General features: G+C 63.7%; 24 protein-coding genes. 18 read left to right on the forward strand and 6 right to left on the reverse strand.

Annotated elements, in window-relative coordinates:
- Positions 1–313: 313 nt before the first annotated feature.
- The gene (locus AC5P6S_RS07105) at positions 314–1393 is read right to left on the reverse strand and encodes a site-specific integrase (RefSeq protein ID WP_065183798.1); all 1080 of its coding nucleotides are present in this window, start codon (positions 1391–1393) and stop codon (positions 314–316) included.
- A gap of 103 nt (positions 1394–1496) precedes the next feature.
- Here AC5P6S_RS07105 and AC5P6S_RS07110 point away from each other — a divergent pair, with 103 nt between their 5' ends.
- Complete coding sequence (locus tag AC5P6S_RS07110) at positions 1497–2429, forward strand: DNA-binding protein (RefSeq protein ID WP_060381149.1); 933 nt, start codon at positions 1497–1499, stop codon at positions 2427–2429.
- A gap of 476 nt (positions 2430–2905) precedes the next feature.
- Here AC5P6S_RS07110 and AC5P6S_RS07115 read toward each other — a convergent pair whose 3' ends face one another.
- Complete coding sequence (locus tag AC5P6S_RS07115) at positions 2906–3277, reverse strand: DUF3693 domain-containing protein (protein ID WP_088470527.1); 372 nt, start codon at positions 3275–3277, stop codon at positions 2906–2908.
- Positions 3278–3410: 133 nt separating this feature from the next.
- On the opposite strand from AC5P6S_RS07115, the gene AC5P6S_RS07120 reads away from it, so the two are divergent.
- The 12 genes from AC5P6S_RS07120 to AC5P6S_RS07175 all read left to right on the forward strand — a co-directional run bounded on the left by AC5P6S_RS07120 (position 3411) and on the right by AC5P6S_RS07175 (position 9442).
- Complete coding sequence (locus AC5P6S_RS07120; protein ID WP_088470526.1) at positions 3411–3638, forward strand: hypothetical protein; 228 nt, start codon at positions 3411–3413, stop codon at positions 3636–3638.
- The gene (locus AC5P6S_RS07125) at positions 3635–3811 is read left to right on the forward strand and encodes a hypothetical protein (protein WP_158230267.1); all 177 of its coding nucleotides are present in this window, start codon (positions 3635–3637) and stop codon (positions 3809–3811) included. The genes AC5P6S_RS07120 and AC5P6S_RS07125 overlap by 4 nt, the downstream gene beginning before the upstream one ends.
- Positions 3801–3932 (forward strand): hypothetical protein, encoded by a 132-nt coding sequence (locus tag AC5P6S_RS07130; RefSeq protein ID WP_265329154.1) that lies wholly within the window; start codon positions 3801–3803, stop codon positions 3930–3932. The genes AC5P6S_RS07125 and AC5P6S_RS07130 overlap by 11 nt, the downstream gene beginning before the upstream one ends.
- Positions 3922–5028: a replication initiation factor domain-containing protein gene (locus AC5P6S_RS07135; RefSeq protein WP_180874482.1), complete on the forward strand. Its 1107-nt coding sequence runs from the start codon at positions 3922–3924 to the stop codon at positions 5026–5028. Before AC5P6S_RS07130 ends, AC5P6S_RS07135 begins: the two co-directional genes overlap by 11 nt.
- A gap of 6 nt (positions 5029–5034) precedes the next feature.
- On the forward strand, positions 5035–5337 hold the full coding sequence (locus AC5P6S_RS07140; RefSeq protein WP_180874481.1) for a single-stranded DNA-binding protein: 303 nt from the start codon (positions 5035–5037) through the stop codon (positions 5335–5337).
- A 307-nt stretch (positions 5338–5644) separates the two neighbouring features.
- Positions 5645–5779, forward strand: coding sequence for a hypothetical protein (locus AC5P6S_RS07145; protein WP_049396927.1), 135 nt, complete (start codon positions 5645–5647; stop codon positions 5777–5779).
- A 50-nt stretch (positions 5780–5829) separates the two neighbouring features.
- Positions 5830–5967 (forward strand): hypothetical protein, encoded by a 138-nt coding sequence (locus tag AC5P6S_RS07150; protein ID WP_161802001.1) that lies wholly within the window; start codon positions 5830–5832, stop codon positions 5965–5967.
- A 9-nt stretch (positions 5968–5976) separates the two neighbouring features.
- The gene (locus tag AC5P6S_RS07155; protein ID WP_180874480.1) at positions 5977–6246 is read left to right on the forward strand and encodes a hypothetical protein; all 270 of its coding nucleotides are present in this window, start codon (positions 5977–5979) and stop codon (positions 6244–6246) included.
- 85 nt (positions 6247–6331) lie between these two features.
- Entirely contained in the window at positions 6332–7300 is a 969-nt protein-coding gene (locus tag AC5P6S_RS07160) for an attachment protein (protein WP_495204542.1), read from the forward strand.
- A complete protein-coding gene (locus tag AC5P6S_RS07165) occupies positions 7297–7695 on the forward strand; it encodes a hypothetical protein (protein ID WP_180874478.1) in 399 nt (132 codons plus the stop codon). The genes AC5P6S_RS07160 and AC5P6S_RS07165 overlap by 4 nt, the downstream gene beginning before the upstream one ends.
- A 4-nt stretch (positions 7696–7699) precedes the next feature.
- On the forward strand, positions 7700–8992 hold the full coding sequence (locus AC5P6S_RS07170) for a zonular occludens toxin domain-containing protein (protein ID WP_235643837.1): 1293 nt from the start codon (positions 7700–7702) through the stop codon (positions 8990–8992).
- Positions 8993–9127: 135 nt separating this feature from the next.
- The gene (locus tag AC5P6S_RS07175) at positions 9128–9442 is read left to right on the forward strand and encodes a hypothetical protein (RefSeq protein ID WP_235643839.1); all 315 of its coding nucleotides are present in this window, start codon (positions 9128–9130) and stop codon (positions 9440–9442) included.
- Positions 9443–9478: 36 nt separating this feature from the next.
- On the opposite strand, the gene AC5P6S_RS07180 is transcribed toward AC5P6S_RS07175, so the two are convergent.
- From AC5P6S_RS07180 to nudI, 3 genes are all read right to left on the reverse strand, one after another.
- On the reverse strand, positions 9479–9859 hold the full coding sequence (locus AC5P6S_RS07180) for a DUF3653 domain-containing protein (RefSeq protein WP_235643841.1): 381 nt from the start codon (positions 9857–9859) through the stop codon (positions 9479–9481).
- Between the two features lie 223 nt (positions 9860–10082).
- Positions 10083–10250: a hypothetical protein gene (locus AC5P6S_RS07185; RefSeq protein WP_157803269.1), complete on the reverse strand. Its 168-nt coding sequence runs from the start codon at positions 10248–10250 to the stop codon at positions 10083–10085.
- 142 nt (positions 10251–10392) lie between these two features.
- Positions 10393–10824: a nucleoside triphosphatase NudI gene (gene nudI, locus AC5P6S_RS07190; RefSeq protein WP_043033528.1), complete on the reverse strand. Its 432-nt coding sequence runs from the start codon at positions 10822–10824 to the stop codon at positions 10393–10395.
- Between the two features lie 180 nt (positions 10825–11004).
- On the opposite strand from nudI, the gene AC5P6S_RS07195 reads away from it, so the two are divergent.
- The gene (locus tag AC5P6S_RS07195; RefSeq protein ID WP_043033620.1) at positions 11005–13200 is read left to right on the forward strand and encodes an AsmA family protein; all 2196 of its coding nucleotides are present in this window, start codon (positions 11005–11007) and stop codon (positions 13198–13200) included.
- Positions 13201–13287: 87 nt separating this feature from the next.
- Positions 13288–13773, forward strand: coding sequence for a TspO/MBR family protein (locus AC5P6S_RS07200; protein WP_043033530.1), 486 nt, complete (start codon positions 13288–13290; stop codon positions 13771–13773).
- Positions 13774–13783: 10 nt separating this feature from the next.
- Here AC5P6S_RS07200 and AC5P6S_RS07205 read toward each other — a convergent pair whose 3' ends face one another.
- Positions 13784–14077, reverse strand: a complete 294-nt coding sequence (locus AC5P6S_RS07205) for a hypothetical protein (RefSeq protein WP_033835164.1) — start codon at positions 14075–14077, stop codon at positions 13784–13786.
- Between the two features lie 250 nt (positions 14078–14327).
- On the opposite strand from AC5P6S_RS07205, the gene AC5P6S_RS07210 reads away from it, so the two are divergent.
- The 3 genes from AC5P6S_RS07210 to AC5P6S_RS07220 are packed head-to-tail and all read left to right on the forward strand — an operon-like array spanning position 14328 to position 19424.
- Positions 14328–16565 carry an ATP-binding protein gene (locus tag AC5P6S_RS07210; protein WP_495204543.1) on the forward strand — a complete coding sequence of 746 codons (2238 nt, stop codon included), beginning with the start codon at positions 14328–14330 and terminating at the stop codon, positions 16563–16565.
- Positions 16562–17032, forward strand: a complete 471-nt coding sequence (locus AC5P6S_RS07215; protein WP_005409633.1) for a response regulator — start codon at positions 16562–16564, stop codon at positions 17030–17032. The genes AC5P6S_RS07210 and AC5P6S_RS07215 overlap by 4 nt, the downstream gene beginning before the upstream one ends.
- Positions 17025–19424 (forward strand): hybrid sensor histidine kinase/response regulator, encoded by a 2400-nt coding sequence (locus AC5P6S_RS07220; RefSeq protein WP_049397284.1) that lies wholly within the window; start codon positions 17025–17027, stop codon positions 19422–19424. The genes AC5P6S_RS07215 and AC5P6S_RS07220 overlap by 8 nt, the downstream gene beginning before the upstream one ends.
- Position 19425 lies beyond the last annotated feature (1 nt).

Raw genomic sequence — 19425 nt, forward strand, 5'->3', positions numbered from 1 at the left:
GATGCGACCAACAACGCCGCGACCTTCCCATGGGTGTAGTACCGCCCCAGGTGGTCCGATTGCCTACTCCCAAGCACCATTTCTGAACGCACTCCTCTCGATTCGCGCTAATTTACAACAATTGACAGGGGCGGTGACCTACCGCCACTCCGCACGCCGGTACCGTGTGCAAAAAAGCATCATCGGGTCCCAAACGAGGGGATCCGCTGGGCTCCTGACCGGTAAGCTGCCGGACCACCTGCCACCAGTGTCAGCGTTCGGACCCGGCCTCCCTAGGCGGGAACAGGCGCGCCGAGTCAGCCTTGAGTACTTCTCATTTCAGTAAGCGACCTGCCGGATTGTCTTCTGCAGCTCCAGCCTGGAAGTACCCCATCACACTCGCCACCGAGCGATGTTCCGTCATGGCCATCACCGCCGGCAGCGGCACACCTTGCTTACCGGCCTCGGTCACGAACCCAGATCGCAGACTGTGTGCCCCGAAGTCCCCCTCAAGTCCAGCCCGTGCGGCCCGCCGTTTCACGATGGCTGCCACGGATCCCGGGAGCAGGGGAGGGCCGATCCGCCCCTTCCAGATCCGCCGAAATATCGCCCCCTCAAAGATCCCGGCCGCCTCGAGCCAAGTCCTCAACGCCTCGGCGCTGCGGCCTAGGATTGGCTTGTCCGGGGTCGAATCGGCCTTCACACCGGCCTGCTGGGTTTTCGAGTACTCCAGTCGGTAGATATAGCCATCGTCAGCAATCTTGCGCAGGTCGCGCATGTCGGCTGCGGCGATCTCGCTGCGCCGGCGTCCGCCGCTAGCGAAGCCAAAGCAGAGCAGGGCGCGGTCGCGCAGCCCTTCAAGGCTGTCGTCACAGGTCGCGAGCATGACCTCGAGCTCGGCCCGGGTGATGGCTGTCTTCTTGGTCGGCCGCTCCCCGCGCTTGACCGCGGCGCGCCGCGCGCGGCTCAGTAGGGTGCGCACGCTGGGCAGTTCGCAAGGATTGACGAGGCGCTTGAGCTTGTGGGCTGTCGAGAGCACGGCCACGCGCTGGACCACTGTCGAGAGCTTGAGCGGCCCGACATTGGCCTTGAGCCCGGCAGTCACCAAGGCTCGGTCCAGCGCCGGCGGCAGTTCGCTGACCAAGCCGGTCTTGCCTTTGCGCTGAACATGGTCGACCAGGAACTGAATGACCACCGCCTCGCTGACCGGTAGCGCCAGCTCGAATCCGTAACGGCCCTGATGCCAACCGGCCCAGTAGCGCAGGGCGGTGGCGTAGCTGCGGGTGGTGTTGGCCGCGGCCGCTTCGGCGAGCAGTTCGCGGACCGCATCGGCGGCCCGTTGGGCCAGCTGTTCGGGCAGGACCAAGGCGGTGGCCGCCGCCGCAGTAGAAAGCAATGTGTTATTTCGATTCATACTATGTAATGTATGTTACGAAGTAGGGCATCAACTAGTGATAATCATCACTTATCGCGAGTACGTTATCAGCAGAGTAGGGTGCCAGTACAGGAGACTTCGCATGGCCCGCGGCATCACCGAAACTGACGTCCATACCGCCGCTGACGAGTTGGTCGCCAAGTGCGAACGCCCAACCGTAGAGCGGATCCGGGCTCACCTGGGGACAGGCTCGCCGAACACGGTGACCCGCTGGCTGGAAACATGGTGGAACCGACTTGGCACGCGCCTGCAGCCAGCGCGTCCGAACCTGGAAGATGCGCCAGCGGTGTTGGTAGAACTCGCCGGGCAATGGTGGGGGTTGGCGCTGAAGCATGCCCAGGAGGCCGCCCGTCGAGAGCTTGCATCGTCCGAGCGGGCCCTAGCTTCCGAGCGTGATGCGCTGGAGGCCAGCTCCCGACTTGTGGCTGAAGAGCTGGCGCAAATGCGTGCAGAGCGCGACGTTGCAATCACCGGGGAGAGAATTGCAACGACCCAAGCTTCAGAGCTACAGCACCTGGTCGACCAGCTTCAGCTACAGATCTCTGAACTTGCAGAGCAGCGCGACCTCGAGCGTCGAAGAGCCGACCGAACCGAAACAGCGAGACAGCAACTCGACGTCCGGCTTCACGAGGCCCTACAGACGGCGAAATCTGAGCGCGAGGACTGGACCGAGTACGTCAGATCTGTCGAGAATCGAGCGCTGAGCGATGTCGATCGAGCGCGCCAGGAGGTCAAAGAGCTCCATGCGCAGCTAAGCAAGACCTCCGAACACCATAGGCTCCTTGAGAACCAGCTGCGCCAGGATATCCAGGTCGCCCAATCGGCGGCAGCAACGGCCACCCAGTCTGCGGATATCCTGCGTGGCAGATGTGAAGCTCTCGAAGGGCAGCTTTCAGGGCTTCGCAATATGCCAACTCCGCAGGAAGTGGCACCCAAGCGGCCCAAGAAAGTTCGTTCAACCGCTGCGCCGGGAGCGTGTGCGGTGACTCTGCGCAAGACGCGTTCTACGGGCTAGCCAAGCAGCCCAGCAGGTGAATGAGACCGCAAATCCGGCGATTGCGGCGGCAATCAGCATGATTTCTCGATCAGTATCGTTCATGGAGGAAGTCCGAAGTTGAGCCTTGGCGTCTACGCCATGGTATCTGACGCTACATAGCGTAAGTGCGGGCGCAATGGCTGCATTCAAACTTTATCGAAAAACCTCAGCTCGATGACAGAAGTGCGGGCAGCATGGCTGCATCCTGCGGCAAAGCACCAGGGCAGAAGACGCGAATCGGGGCGTCTTTTTCGTAGCTCGAGCAAATCTGGGGAGGCCTATCCGTGGATCCTACGAATTGCGGGCGGGTTTCCGAACCAGATAGGGCGAGTTTCCTCTGTTTCCCGGGCAACTTCTCAACGTCAATCAGGGGGAGCCAGCAGGGAGGCAAGAGCCAAGCCAGAGCCTCAGCCATTGCCATGCAGAGCCAACGAAGGCTGCGGCCGCCCGATACATTATTTCGCATAATGTATATCGTGCAAGGCGTTGCCAGCCTGCGGCATGGCCTGCACGTCGCGGGGGAGGGTGAAGCCAACGGCAAGCAGTACCACCATTGCAGCTGTCGCCAGCCTCTTGGCGAGCGCAGCCCACGCCTTGCCAGCCTTACCTTCCGCACGGATTGCTTTGATGGCTACAAGCCATTGCACAGGATCATCTCCGGCCATGACGGCCATCTCTGCGATGTGCTCTTCATCGGGGTAGGCATCGCCATTTCGCCACTTCGACACCGCCTGCCGGTGCACACCAAATTGCGCCGCCAAGGCGCTATCTGACGCGATTCCTGCCCTCTGCCGAGCCTTGTCGATCAGGGTGCTAACGATGCTCATGTCCCGTACCTAGTTGACAGCGTGTCCCGTAATCAGGTTACATGCTCTCCGTCCCGTACACACGGGACACCCGCCAACGGCACCCCAAGGCTGCTGGCGGGTTCCCTTGGGGGGCTTGGGGCAGGGGACAGGGATGATCGATCCGCTCATTACCTTCGTGCTGCTGGCGGCCATCGTGGCCGTGTCCATCGGCTGCGCAAAGCTCGTTTCATGGCTGCTCGACCGGCGTGACTACACCGCCTCGCAACAGTCCCGTGAAGCCCAGGTCATCGCGCTGGCAAAGGCCGAGATCGCCGCCACCAAGCGCGGTGATCTTCTGGCCGCCGCTCGCTACGCCGAAGAACAGGAGCGCGCCGCATGAGTAGGTATCCCTCATTCGCCGAGCTCGCCGAGTTCGACATGGGCCTCACGGCGTGCGCTGTCTTTCTCGCGCTCGTTCTCGGCGGGGCCATCGTCTCCATCGTCATCGAGCAGGCATGGCTGGCGCTTCGTCGCCTGTGGAAGCTGCGGAAGGATCGCTCCAATGGCCGCTGATATTGCTGAGTTCTTCCGCGATCCGCTCGTTGTCGCGACTGTCGGCGGCGTGCTGGTGACGGTCGTGTATTGGACTGTTGTGTTCGTGCTGCGCAAGAAGGGGCCGGGCAATGGTCGGTGATCGCGCGGTGCTGGCCGGCTCGGGACTCCCCTCGTCTAACAGGGGAGTCAGTGAATTCAGGAACCCCGAGGGAACCCTAACGGTCGGCATTGACTGGTTCTCCGCCTCCATCGATCTGCGCGCAGCGCTGGACGAGCTCGCGTTCCGCGATGGCGACAGCTTCGAAGAGGTCCGCCAGTGGATCGAGTTCTCCCCGGACAACGCCCGCATCGCGGCCCTGCAGGTGTTCTGCTGGTTCTTCGCCGGGCTCGGCCTTGAACTTGATGAAACCGTGGGCGGCGGTCGCTTCTACACGTGGCGAATCAAGATCATCGACGCAGCCAAGAAGTTCGTTGGCATGATCGAATTGGGCGGCGAAGATTGCCGCCGCGCCGATGGCACGTATACCGCCCGTATCGAGCTAACGGGTGATGGATGCAAGGCCATAGGCGCAGCGCGCTGCGGCCATGCGCAGCGGTGGCTGGAGCTTCGAGCGAAGCTCGAAAGCTGCGCCGGAAGGATCACCCGTGTCGACGTGTGCGCTGATGACCTGGTGGGCGACTACCCATTGCGTATGGCGCAGAAGTGGTACGCCAATGGCGACTTCGACAACCGTGGTCAGCGCCCCAAGGCGCAGCTGGTGGACGACTACGACAGCGGTGACGGCAAGACGTTCTACGTCGGCGGTAAGAAGTCGGAAAAGCAGCTGCGCGTCTACGAGAAGGGCAGGGAGCAGGGCGACAAGAGTTCGCCGTGGGTGCGCTATGAGGCGCAATTCCGCAACTCCAACCGTAAGGAACTGCCGCTCGACATTCTGCGTGACCCGGCCTCCTACCTGCTGGGTGCCTATCCGGTCCTGTCCTTTCTGCGCTGCGTTGCCACGCGCATCGAAATCACGAAAGCCGCCGTTGAAGCGACGTGGAAGAGTGTTCGGCGCCACATCCGCCGCCAGTACGGCGCAGCCCTCAATTTCATCGCCAAGAACTGCCCTGACGATCAGGCATTGCGGGCGGTAATCGAATCCTGCACTTCGCCATCGCTGCCGAAGTGGGTCACAGGTGACACAGCAGCGCACTGGCCCGAAATCGCGGCCGTACAGCCAACCTCAAAGGGGTAACAGCACATGAGCATCAAGGTCACCGTCCTCAAGAACGAAATTGACGAACGCGGCGGCAGCTTCAAGAACGACGCTGGCGAGAACGTGGAATACACCACCCGCAAGCAGAAGGCCAAGCTGGAAACCGGTGGCTTTGCCTACCCGTTCGACGTGCGCCTGGACAAGGGCCAGCCGGGCTACCCCGAGGGCGAGTACGAGCTCGATGTTGAGTCCATGTTGCAGGTCAACAAGGGCGTCGCCTCGCTGAGCAAGTTCACCGTCCTGCGCATGGTGCCCAAGGCTGCACCGCGCTCAACCGCGCAGGCCTAAGTCATGGCCGTGTGCGTGTCTCTGACGGCTGAGGGGACGCTCGTACCCACCGGGGAGCCTGCATCGCAGTGTGGTGGGTATGTGCTTGTGTCAGCAGCAGAGCACGCACAGGCCTCAATTCTCATCGATCTATTCCAGTGGCCGGAACCTGAGGTGGCGACTGGTTGGTTCTCGGGGGTGTTCACGCTGGTTCTTGCACTGAACGTGCTTGGCTACATCGTGGGCGCCGTCGTGAAGTCGGTCAGTACAGAGCGGGATTGACCACCCCATTCAACGCGCACAACGCGCATAACCAAGGAGCAGTGCAATGGACTTCGGCGACATTCTGACCGGCCTCGCAGCCGCCAGCGCAGTCAGCGCAATCATCAGCGCAGGTGCCATCAAGGCGTCCCCGGGCTTCGCCCGCTGGGCGACCAACAAGGTCGCGACCTTCTTCCGCTGATCGCGGTCGAATCGTGACGGGGAGGGGCTGGGAAACCGGCCCCGATTCCTATGCAGACACAGCCCGATGACCTCAACACCGATGAATGCCAGGACGACTGGTGCCCTGAGTGTGGCGGTGATGACGTGATCGTGTTGGACGACGGCAGCCTGTGGTGTACGGAGTGCCGCACCGTCATCGACTACTAGGGGTAGGTGATGGATTTCAGTGGGGTGTTTCTCGGGCTGTCTGTCGCTCAGGCCGTCGCTGCAATCGTGGCGGCTGGGACACTGATGGCACTGCCGTGGTTTGGCCGGTGGTGTGTCGACAAGGTCGCCGGGTTCTTTGAGGACCGCGAGGATCAGGACGCCGATGAGCATGCCGATGATGAGGCAGGCGAGGTGGAGGAGGCGGTGTGTGGTGACACCGGTCACGACTATGACGGCGGCGAATGCGTCTATTGCGGCGCGCCAGAAAGGGGAGATTGACGATGCTCGTATGCATGGTATTCGCATTCATCGGGGGATTGGCCGGGCACGCCGTCGCCCTCGCATTCAATGAGGCAAGCCAGTGATGCGCGCTCTTGTCGCAGTCCTGCTGGCCCTCTGCTTCTATCTCCCCAGCTTTCGGGCTGCTGCATACGACATTGGGCTAGCCATGCGGGACTGCCGCAACAGTTCGTCATTCAACTCGACGCAATCGACAAAGCAGTGCGTTGATATTGGCCCGCAGCCCGGTTCAAAGACGCAATGTCTGGTAGGACTTACCTCTAAAACTGGGACGGGGTACTTGGGCCTATGGTCCTACACCTGCAACGAGACGTGCGACAAACGCCCGGAAGAAACGGGGTGGAAAGGCGGAGGTACAGATGGTTTCGGTGCTGTCTGCCACAACGGTTGCGCCTACGAAGGTTCGCTTTACGCGGGCTCTCCCGTTGGTCGTCTTTTCCAGCCGACAGGGCAAACGTGCAGTACTGACGATCATCCCGCCCCTACTACGCCCGACCCGGGCGAGGGCGGGGGCGACGGAGGTGGCACCGGCCCCGGCGATGGCGGCGGCGATGGCGGCGGCGACGGCGGTGGTGGCGATGGTGGTGGCGACGGCGGTGGCGGCAATGGTGGTGGCGGCGGTGGAACCGGCCCAGGTGATGGCGACGGTGACGGCGACTGCAAAGACCCTGCGGGCTGCGAAGGCCCGGGCCCCGGTCCCGGTGATGGTGGCGAAGGAGGCGAGGGCGGCGGGGCGGGGCCGACGACAGGGCGCCTCTACAAGAAGTCCGGCAAGACGGTGCAGAAGGTGTTGGCTGAGTTCAAGACCGCCATTGAGGGCGCGCCGATCCTGTCCAAGGTCAAGGGGTTCTTCGGCAATTGCACCGGCGCAGGCGGCTCCTGTCCCACCGCAACATGGGACGGCGGTCAGTACGTCGGCAAGTTCGATCTGAGCAGCTTGTGCAGCGGGCCATTGCTGCAGCTTTTCCAGTACGCCGGATTTGTCTTCCTTGCGGGCATGGGCGTTGTTGCCCTGAGGTGGGCACTGCTATGAATCGGAAACATCTGATCGTGTTGGGTGCAGCGCTTCTTGTGTTGGCGCTGTCGGCATCATGGGCGTATGCCGAAGGCGTGAGCCCGATTGCTGCGATCACCGCATGGGCCAAAGAGCAGATCACGTCGCTGTGGGCGGACTTCTCCGATTTCATGACGGACCTGCAAACGGACTTCATCGAGCTCGTGTTGTCGTTCGTGAAGGCGATTGTGTACCTGATCCCGGCACCGGACTTCCTTACGCAAATCAGCTTCTGCGCGATGCTCAATGCGGCCGGCCCATGGACCGCCTTCATAGTCGGGCAGCTGCGTGTCGGAGAGGCAATCGCGCTGCTGACCGCAGCCCTTATTTTTCGCCTTGTGCGGGTGTTCCTGACCGTATTCCAGTGGACGTAACGAAATGATCTTCGGCCATGAAGGGTTGCCGCGCAGCGGCAAGAGCTACGAGGCAGTGCTCCACCACATCCTGCCCGCGCTGCGCGCTAAGCGGCACGTGTACGTGCGCCTCAACGGCGTAGGTGGGAGCCTGGGCAAGATTGCGGCTCACCTCGGGATGCCTGAGGAAGAAGTGCGTGATCTTGTCCACGTGATGGGCGACAAGGAGGTGGTTGACTGGTGTGTATGCGACACGGACAACGACGGCGCTATATCGTTCCCGCACATCGAGAAGCATGCTCTAGTCGTGATCGATGAGGCGCATGAGTACTGGCCCACGAACCGGGCCAATTTGCCGGAGCGCACGGCCAACTTCTTCGCGAAGCACGGCCACATTAGCCTGGACATGGTGATCATTTCGCAGGACTGCAAAGACCTGCACCGGCTGATCATTCGCCGCATGGCGAAGAAGAACACGTATACCAAGCTCGATGCGCTGGGCTCCGATCAGCGCTATTCGGTGAGGTTCTACGCCGCCACCGGCACCGGCAAGTACGAGACGGTAGGCACCGAGGTTCGCAAGTACGATCCGGCCATCTGGGAGCTTTACCACGGCGTGCAGCCGGGCATTGAGTCAAACGAGGTCTACAAGGGCAACACCCGCACCTTGTGGAAGACACTGCGGGGGCCCTCAATCGTGATGGGGCTTGCACTCGTTATCGGCGTTTTCATGTTCCTGCGATTCTTCTTCGCTGGTGGCTCAACCGGCGAGGAAAGCAAGCTGAAAGAGGTTGTGAAGTCGCAGAAAGCCGCGATTCCGGCAATCGCGCAAGCGCCCGGCGCACAGCCGGCCACCGTGGTCACGAAGGTGGTGGACACCCCGAAGTCCAAGGAGAAAATGCCCGCAGGCGTGCAGTACATCCTCGACATGGCGGCCAATGCCAGGGCGCGGCACGCAGGTTGGTACGGGCACCGGGATATCGTGGAGTTCCGAGCATCGGGGGGAGGGCAGGTGCTCGACAGATTCACTACGGAGCAGCTGTGGGCGCTGGGCTGGTCCGTAAAACGGACAGAGTTTGGTGTGCTGCTGTCAGCGAAAGGCCATGAGATCATCGCGACCACTTGGCCCGTGGATCCGTTCGGCGAACAGTCCGATTCAACTACCGAGCGCATAAGGGCTGCGGCGGGGTCGCCTGTGACGAGCGCGAGCGAGACACAGCCGACCACCGCCGCGGCGAACGGGAGCACCCTGATTGCAGTTGGCAAGCGCCCGCTGGGCACGTTCCCTGAGACGCCGCCGTATCAGGCCAGCTTCTGATTTTCGCGATGGGATACCATGCCCCCGAACCTTGGGGGCGAAATGGACATTCGATCAGGCCTAGTTCTGGCTCTACTACTGTTGTCAGCATCCGTGCATGCACAGCAGCTACGCTCGACCACTGGTCCGCAGCCAATGCCCAGCTACACGCCGTCAACGCCGAAGGCGAGCAACCTTGGCGCTGAACCGCTGAAATGCCACCAGCACGTCGATCCGCGCATTCGGCTCTATTGCACCGACATTGAACGATCCTTGATCCAGAGCGAGGCGCGTCGCCAAGGCATACCAACGCCGTCGAGCGAGATTGTTCGCATGCCAGCCTACGGGAGTGCTGAGGCGAAGCAGTTGGGCGCTGCCTGCATGGGTGGAACTGCAATGCGTCGCTTAAGCAACGGCTGGGAACAGTTGCGAAACGCCAAGGGCGAATGGCTGCGTTGCCGCGAGCAATGAATCGGGGTGTAGGGGCAGCGCCCCTACGGAAGCGCCTTACACGCGCTGGCGAGGCCTCGGCCCCGGCACTGGCAGGACACCCGCCACAGGATCGGCGTCAGGGCCAGCCATCGCCACTGCCGAACGCTGTTTGCGCTGGCTCACAACATCCCGCAGATTGACGACATTGGCAGGATGATGGCGGATGCCGGCGTCACGATTGCGCCCATTTCTGGAACTGTCGATCGACGGCGTCGCGCGTGCAGCTTCCATCATCCGGCGCCATTCTTGTGCTTGGCAGGCGGTGAGCGACAGCCACGCCAGGTCTTCAGGCAGCAACTCGCGGCCCTCAGGGGTGATCAGACGGTCACCGAGGAAAGAAAAACCGGCCCAAGGGCCGGTCAGGTCAATACGGTGGTGCGGGTCGAACTCAATCATGCCGCGATCTCATCCTTGGCCGGGGTCTGAGGGCGCAGGCAAGAGCCGAGCCAGAGGCCCAGCCATTGCCATGCGGAGCCAACAAAGGCCCAGATTCGCCGGATACGGCATTTCGCATAATGTATATTATGTTCAAAGCATCCCCGGGGACGCTGGCGTACCGTTCGCCTCAATCCCCTCGCGGCCTGGCAGCTACGGCTTCCTCCATCGTCCGATCAGGGTCTTATGCATGCCCCAGGCGATCCAGCCGCAGACCAAGCCGCCCCCCCGCGACAATGATCTCTTCCTCTTCAAAGGCGGCTCCATTCAGTCCTTGATAGGTCACGAAAGCCAACGCTCTCAATGACAGCAAGGCAAACAAAGCTGTAGGCGCCCAAAGCAGGACCTTCATCGTTCTCCCGCCTCCAATTGCATCGGCCGGTCACTTGCCCTGACAGGAACGTGATTTCCGCCCGGCGTGACGCGTCACGTTAATGGTCTATGGCAGTCCGCTGCCGCAGGCCCTCTATCTCAACCTGGCGCCCCTTTCTGCACTAGCTCGAAAGCAGCCCCTTCGCCAGAAGCGTGATTCGGGTCGCCGCATTGAGGTCGTACGCACCCAGATCCTTCGGTTCCACCCAGGCATGGGCATCAAACTCTTCGTTGATCGTAACGTCACGGTTCAGTGCTTCGCAGTCGAAGATCAGGTAGATCATGTGGATCTGCTCGCTGGAACCGTCCGGATAGAGCTTGGTGCGGATGTCGTCGCGGAAGGTCCATGGTTGAACGGCATCGATCTGCAGCGCGTGCCCCAGCTCTTCGCGGATCTCCCGGCGCAGGCCTTCCTCGATGCGTTCGGCGGGCTCCAGCCCGCCGCCGGACAGTCCCCATTGGCCTGGGAATGCACCACGGTCCAACGGCATGCGGCACAGCAGATAGGCGCCCTGGTTCTGGATCAGCGGGCATACGATGACGCGTTGTCTCACAGGGTCTTCCTTGGATGTTGGGCAGATGACGGAAGGATTGTATGAAACCCCGCGGCATCCCGATGGGTTGCAATTGATTTAGCGTGGCAGGTCACAACGAATCTGCGCGACGCGCCGGCTTCACACCCTGCCGCCGGTCACTTCGCAATAGTGCGGGGGTCCTCGTTGTTCGAGTGGTTCATGTCCCCTCCTCCTGCGCCCGTACATCACCTGCCCTGGCGACGGCGCATTGCCATCTACATCCTGCTGGGCTTGTATGTTGCCTACCTCCTGGCCGGCAACATCTTCCTCAACACCCCGCTGTTCGACCAGGTCACCAACCGCAAGCCGCACAAGTTCGTGATGACTACCGGCCCAGCCGTCACCTTGCTGCCCGGCCACGTGATCGCCTGGAACGTGCACATGCGCGGCCACGTCAACCACACCGTCTACGTGCTGCATGCCGACCGGGCAAGCGCCAGGCTGGCAGTCCTGCCGCTGTTCCAGCGCGAAGTTCGGGTTCCGCGCCTGCAGGCCACGGGCGTATCGGCCGAGATCAGCCGTGTTGAAGAGGCCATCCCGCCGCCCCCGCGCAGCGACCAGGGCTGGACGCTGCGTTTCGATGCCATCCACAGCGACAGCATCCGCAGCGCCCGTTTCGGCAAGCTGCTGATCATCGGCAAGGGTCAGGGCACGGTCGGCTTCGTCAAGCAGCTACGCGGCGGTCCTTCGGAACTGCTGGATTCAACCGTCACGTTCAAGGGGGCGGACACCAGCTTCGATGGCGTGCAGCTGCTGGGTGACATGAACCTGGCTGCACGCTTCAGCTACCCGCGCCATTACCGGGACCAGGCACCTGGGCTCGCCAAACTGAAGATACTGCATGCCCAGCTGGATGTTGATGCACGCAGCCAGGGCCTGCGCATGGATACGGATGCCACCACCCCGAAGATCTCCAGCGCACCGGTGCCGGGCCACCTGCAGCTCTCGGCACACCTGATCGCCGGCCAGCTGCAGCCCGGCGACCACGCTCTATGGCAGGTGCCGCTCTATCTTGGGGACGGCGCTCCCGATCGCGGCGTGCTGGCCCTTCAGCTCAATGTGGCCAATGACCTGCGCCTGCAGGCACGCCTGCCAGCCCGACCCGGCTCGGGCAGCGAAGTGGATGCGGACCTGCACGTCACCGGTCGTGACATTCCCTTCCAGGATCCGGCGCAGTTGCTGGAGCGAAGTTCCGGCACGGTGCGCGGCGAATGGACGTTCACCTCGCTCAACTGGATCCCTGCCCTGTTCGTCCGCAAGCCGTGGCTGCAACTGGACGGTGGCGGCACGCTGAAGGCCGACCTGCGGCTGCGCAATGGCGAGCTGAGCGAAGGCAGCACGGTGGACATTCCCTCTGCCGAAGCAGTCGCCGAGGTCGCCGGCGTCCGGCTTGCCGGTACCGCCAGCGCGCATGGGGAACTGAAGGCGGGCTCTCCCAACCAGGCCCTGCTTGCCGTCCGCCTCCCCCGCTTCACCGCGCGTCCCACCGATGCCAAGGACGTTCGGCTGTTCGATGGTCGTGATCTGGCGCTGGATCTGACCGGCGACGGTCGCCTGCAGGAGCTGCGCAAGGGCGTGCGCGCGCACCTGAGCTTCAGCGAAGCCACCATTCCAGATCTGTCGGCCTACAACCGTTATCTCGGTTCAAAACAGGTGCGCCTGCTGCGCGGCACCGGCTCACTCAGCGGTGATGCCACCCTCGATACCGATGGCCGCGTTGGCCATGGCACGGCCCGGCTGTTGGGGCGCAACGCCAGTGCCAAGGTGGCGGGGCTGGACATGGGCGGCGACGTCGACGTGAACGCTACGCTGCGCCGTGGCGACTTCAACCAGCGCCACTTTGATCTGTCCGGCACCACGGTCGAGCTACGCAACGTGCAGGTGGCGGGTACGGAGCGCGCAACCGCCTGGAAAGGCCGCGCGGCCTTCAAACGTGGCCGTATCGATGCGCAGTCGCCATTCCAGGTGGATGCCACCACGGATCTGGATCTCAGCGATGCCCGTCCGTTGCTCGCGCTGTTCGCAGAGCGCACCGACTACCCACGCTGGACGCTGTCCCTCCTCGATTCCGGTCAGGTGCAGGCACAGGCGACGCTGCGCTGGCGCCCTGGCCATCTGGTCATCGATGGACTGCAGGCCGAGAATGATCGCCTGTCGGTACGCGCGCGGCTGGATCTTCTGGAACAGCGCAAACGCGGCGATCTCTACCTGCGCTGGGGACTGCTGGGTGCGGGCATCGAGCTGGACGGTGACCGGCGCCAATGGCATCTGTCCAAGGCACGTGAGTGGTTTGATCAACAGCCTTCCCTGCTGCCGGCAAGCCAGGGCACGAGCGCCGCCGGCTCTTCAGACTGAGAAGGCCCGCAGCCTGCATCCATTCGCGGCCTCTGCGCGTACACGGGATCATGCGCATCAGGGATGCTGGACGGTATGAAGCGGAGTATGAAGCGGAGTTCGCAGGTTTTCGGGCTGCTGGGATGGGTGGCGATCACCTTCGTCGCGGCCGCCCTGGGCGCGTGGGCGTCCACATCCGCAGCCAGCTTCTACGCCACCCTCGATCTTCCCCCGTGGGCACCACAGGCCAGTGTCTTTGGTCCGGTGTGGACCCTGCTCTACGCCATGATGGCGATTGCCGCGTGGCTGGTGTGGCGCGAACGCGGCTGGCGCGGGGCACGACCGGCGCTGATGCTCTACCTGGTGCAGCTTGCCGTCAATGCGCTGTGGAGCTGGCTGTTCTTCGGCTGGAAGCTGGGCGCCCTGGCCTTCGTTGACATTCTTGTATTGATTGCGCTGGTTTGCGCAGCGATCGTCGCGTTTGCGCGCATCCGTCCGACTGCGGCGGCGCTGCTGCTTCCCTATCTGGCCTGGATCTCGTTCGCCTCGGCGCTCAACTTCGCGGTATGGCGAGCCAATCCCGGGCTGCTGTGATCTCCGCCGCTTACGCCTGGGCAACGGCCTGCGGGCGCCAGGTCCGCAGCAGGGCCGGCTTGAACGCCTGCTGCCCGCAGCCGGTAGGGCATCGCACCACCCGCGCCGCAGTATGGCTGACCAGGCCCTGCCCTTCTTCGGCCTTGAAGATCGTCTCGCAGGACAGGCAGCGGGCAACCAGCGAATACAGGTGCAGCAGCCGGCCACTGGCCGGGTCCTGCAGCGCATCCACATCCAGCAGTTCAAACTGGCAGCTGTCAGCCAGCATGCGGTACGGGGACAGGGGCGCGGGCTGCAGGTTCACGGGGCGGTCGCTCAGGGAAGTGGATCCACTCTAGGCAATGATCTGTCGAGCTGATGTGCAGCGTAGATGTATTCTTCGCGAAAACCTCAAGTGCTCGACCTCGTCCCTACATGAAGAATTCAGCTTGGACAGAAGCACGCTTCATACGCATACACTGGTAGGCGAATGCACGATTTTGCTTCACCATTGATGGGTACCGGATGTACCACTGGGCCTTCCAGCCATCCACGAATGATGAGTCCCGCCCTTGATGCCTTCTGCTGAGTCCGCGCACGACACTGCCTTGTCCAGTTGCGCGCGCGAACCGATCCACACCCCCGGCGCGATCCAGCCCTACGGTGTGCTTCTGGTCGTTGAACCGCAGTCCCTGCAGGTGCGCGAGCGCGCCATCAGCCAGCCCGGGCTGCTGCTGCAGTTCGGCGAACCGTTGATGCGGCACGTCAGTGAGGTGTTCGGCGGCGTGCTGGCGCCGTTCCAAGGCTTGTTCCAGCAGGCCGTGATCGGCAGCAGTGCCCATGTCGGTGCCGTGCATCTGGATGGCCACGGCCGGCATCAGCTGCTGGTGCACCGTTCCGCCACCGATCTGCTGGTCGAGCTGGAAGCACCGGTTCCGGGCCAGCCCGGCTCGCTGGAAGAGCTGTATCCGGCCATCCGCGAGCTGATGGCCGGCATCGAGTCGGCCAGCACCGTGGAAGATCTCTGCCAGCTGGCTGCCGCGCACATGCGCCGGCTCACCGGCTTCGACCGCACCCTGGTCTACCAGTTCGATGCTGGCTGGAACGGTGTCGTGGTGGCCGAGGATGGCAACGGCCTGTTGCCGTCCTACCTGGACCTGCGCTTCCCCGAATCGGATATTCCAGCACAGGCGCGCGAACTCTACCGCCGCAACCGGGTGCGCCTGATCGCGGACAACAGCTACACCCCGGCCCCGCTGATGCGGACCGAGGATCAACGCGACGCGCCGCCCACCGACCTGAGCATGGCGGTGCTGCGCAGCGTCTCGCCGGTGCACCTGCGCTACATGCGCAACATGGGGACCGGCGCGTCGATGTCGGTATCTCTGGTGCATGAAGGCCGCTTGTGGGGCCTGGTGTCCTGCCACACCGTGCAGCCACGCCGCCTGCCCTACCACGTGCGCACTGCCTGCGAGTTCATGGGCCAGATCCTGTCGCTGCAGATTGCGTTGAAGGAGCGAGCGCGTGCGATCGAAGAGCGCGTTGCCCGTCGTTCCATACTGGTCAAGCTACTGGGTCGCATGGCCGGCGACGAGGACTTCATGGCGGCCCTGCGCCAGGACGAGGCCAGCCTGCTGTCGCTGACCGGCGCGGCCGGCGCGGCGATCGTGCACAAGGGCGATTGCCTGCGTGTTGGCCAGTGCCCTTCCTCCAGCGACGTGCTGGCCCTGGCGAACTGGCTGGCCACGCAGCAGGCCGGCCAGGAAACCTACTGCACCGATCACCTGGCAGCCGACTGGTCGCCTGCCGCGCACCTCGCCGACGTCGCCAGTGGCCTGCTGGCGGTGTCCATTTCGCAGTTGCATGACAGTTACCTGATGTGGTTCCGCCCGGAAGTGGTGCGCACCGTGCGCTGGGGTGGCGATCCCCGCAAGGAAGCAGCACCGGGCGTGGCGCTGTCCCCGCGCAACTCGTTCGAGGCCTGGAAGGAGACCGTGCAGCAGCGCAGCCTGCCGTGGAGCGACGCTGACTGCGACGCGGCACACGAGATGCGCACGGCCATCGTCGATATCGTGTTGCGCAAGGCCGAGGAAATGGCCGAACTGAACGAGCAGCTGCTCCGCAGCAACAAGGAACTGGAAGCCTTCTCCTATTCGGTCAGCCACGACCTGCGCGCTCCGTTCCGTCACATTGTCGGCTATTCCGAGCTGCTGGGCAGCTCGGCGGGCGAGCGCCTGAACGATACCGAGCGCCGATTCCTGGACACGATCGTGGAATCGGCCAAGTCCGCCGGAACACTGGTGGATGACCTGCTCAGCTTCTCGCAGATGGGGCGCTCCACGCTGGGGCGTGTGCGGCTGGACATGAGCGCGCTGGCCGAGGATGTGCGCCGGAGCCTGGCCCTGGACTACGCCGGCCGCGACGTGCAGTGGACGCTCGCACCGCTGCCGGAGGTCGAGGCCGATCCCACAATGCTGCGCCTGGTATGGCAGAACCTGCTGGCCAACGCGATCAAGTTCACCCGCGAGCGCGAACACGCGGTGATCGAGGTTGGTCACGAGCGAAACGACGACGAAGACCACTTCTTCGTGCGCGACAACGGCTGCGGCTTCGACATGCGCTACGTGGACAAGCTGTTCGGCGTGTTCCAGCGCCTGCACCACGTCGAAGAGTTCGAAGGCACCGGCATCGGCCTGGCCAATGTCCGCCGCATCATCGGCCGCCATGGCGGCCGTACCTGGGCCGAGGGCGAGCCCGGCAAGGGCGCCACGATCCATTTCACCCTACCCCGCTTCACAGGAGAACACCCATGAGGGACCTGCGGCCGATCCTCCTGGTAGAGGACAGCCCCAAGGATGCAGAGCTGACGATGGCCGCGCTTGCGCGCTGCCAGCTGTTGAACGATGTCATCCATGTACGTGACGGCGCCGAAGCGCTGGATTACCTGCGCTGCGAAGGCAAGTTCGCCGGCGCCATGCACGGCGGCCCGGTGGTGGTGCTGCTGGACCTGAAGCTGCCCAAGGTCAATGGCCTGGAGGTGCTGGAACAGGTGCGTGGCGACCCGCAGCTGAGCAGCACGCCGGTGGTGATGTTGACCTCCTCGCGCGAAGAACAGGATCTCGTGCGCAGTTACGAACTGGGCGTGAATGCCTTCGTGGTCAAGCCGGTCGACTTCAAGGAATTCTTCGACGCCATCCAGGGGCTGGGCATGTTCTGGGGCATCACCAACCAGCCACCACCGCATCGGCCCAATGGCTCGGGGCAGCACAACAATGCGTGATGGATCGCGCCGCAGCGAGCGCCTGCGCATCCTCATGCTGGAGGACAGCGCGCTTGATGCGGAGCTGATCACCGCACAGCTGCGGCGTGCCGGCCTGGAATTCGAGGCCGAGCGCCTGTGGACCCGCAACGCGTTCATCGAGGCCATCGACAGCCGTGCGTTCGACGTGATCCTCGCCGACCACGTGCTGCCCGGATTCGATGGCGATGCGGCCCTCGCACTGGCACGCGAGCGGACTCCGCAGACCCCTTTCATCTTCGTCTCCGGCACGCTGACCGAAGAGCTGGCGGTGCAGGCGCTGACCCGTGGCGCGCGCGACTATGTAGTCAAGCAGCGCCTGCAGCGCCTGCCGGATGCGATTCGCCGCGCCCGCCAGGAAGCCCATGAGCGCAACCAGCTGCTTCATGCGCAGGCTGCGCTGAATGAGAGCCAGGCGCAGCTGCAGCAGGTGACGGATGCCGTACCCGCGCTGATCGCCCAGCTCGACAACGCGCATCGCTACCGGTTCGCCAACAAGGCGTTCCTGGACTGGCATGGATTCAGCCTGGCCGAGCTGCTGGGCCGGACAGCGCGCGAGGTCAGCGGCATTTCCGCCTTCGAACACGCCCTGCCGAGCCTGGAACGGGTACTGCAGGGCGAGCGCACCAGCTTCCAGGTCGAACTGGTGCACCGCAGCGGGCAATCACGATTCGTGCAGATGGACTGCGTGCCTGAGCATGCGGCCGACGGCAGCGTGGCCGGCTACATCTGCCTGGGTAGCGACGTCTCGCAGCTGAAACAGGCCGAGCTGGCCCTGCGCGAGGACAACCAGCTGCTCGAGCAGCAGGTGCAGGCGCGCACGGCCGAGTTGCGCGCCAGCAAACGGCGCCTGCAGGCGATCTTCGAATCCAGCTTCCAGCATCAGATGCTGCTGGATCTGTCCGGGCGCGTGGTGGATGCCAATGACGCGTCACTGGCCGCAGTGCTGGCGGAAAAGAAGGACGTGCTTGGCCAACGCTTCGGTGAATCGCTCTGGTTCGCCACAACCGATGGCATCGGCGCGCTGATCGATCGGGCCGTCGCTGCAGCCGTGCAGGGCCGGAGTTCGCTGCATTCATTGGAGCTGGAACTCCCGACCGGGCCGCGCAGCTTCGATTTTTCGTTCCGCCCGCTGCTCGATGCCGAAGGCGTGGTCACCGCCGTGGTCTCCGAGGCCGTGGAAACCACGGCGCGCCTCCAGGCCGAACATGCACTGCGCCAATCACAGAAGATCGAGGCGGTCGGCCAGCTCACCGGCGGCATCGCGCATGATTTCAACAACATCCTGACGGTCATCTCCGGCAACGTCGAGCACGCCATGCTGCTGAATGAGCGCGCGGGGGAAGCCGGGGCGATGGTCAGCCGGGCGCTGGACAACGCGCTGAAGGGTGTCGGGCGTGCCGCCAGCCTGACCCAGCGCCTGCTGGCGTTTGCCCGACGCCAGCCGCTGCACAGCCAGGCCGCCAACCTCCACGAGCGCCTGCTGGACATGCACGACATGCTGCAGCGTGCACTGGGTGAGCTGGTGCAGCTGGAGATCCGCAGCGCCGAGGACATCTGGTGCGTGGAGATCGACATCAGCCAGCTGGAGGCCTCCGTACTGAACCTGGCGGTGAATGCCCGCGATGCGATGCCGCACGGCGGGCGGTTGGTGATCGAGGTCGACAACAGCCACCTCGACCACGACTACGCTGCCCTGTTCCCGGATGCAGCACCAGGCCAGTACGTGATGTTGCGGGTGCGCGACAACGGCCATGGCATGGACGCGGCCACCCTGGCCCGGGTGTTCGAACCGTTCTTCACCACCAAGCAGGTCGGCCGCGGCACCGGGCTGGGACTGTCGATGGTGCATGGGTTCGTCAAGCAGTCCGGCGGCCACGTGCTGATCGATTCGGTGGAAGGCGGCGGCACGAGCATTACCATGATGTTTCCGCGCTCGCCGCTGACCCTGCCCCGCGAAACACGCACCCCGCAGACCGGCCTGGCCGACTACTCGCCGCGCGAGGAAACCATTCTGGTGGCCGAGGACAACGACGATGTCCGCGCCTACACGGTGGATTCGCTGCGGCTGCTCGGCTACCGCGTGCTGGAAGCCCACGATGGCCCCTCCGCGCTACGGTTGCTGGAGCGCCCCGACACCAGGGTGGACCTGCTGTTCTCGGACGTGGTGATGCCCGGCATGTTGGGCTGGGAGCTGGTCCGTCAAGTCCGCGAACGCTGGCCGGAAGTCGCCGTCCTGTTCACGTCGGGCTATCCACGTGACCACGATCAGGCGGGCAGCCAGGGACGCGCGGTTGCCCTGCTGCCGAAGCCGTTTACGCGAAGTGACCTGGCGCTGGCGGTACGCACTGCGCTGGAGGCCGCGCCGCACTGAG

The sequence above is a fragment of the Stenotrophomonas sp. YJH_SMC_119 genome, assembly GCF_059368315.1.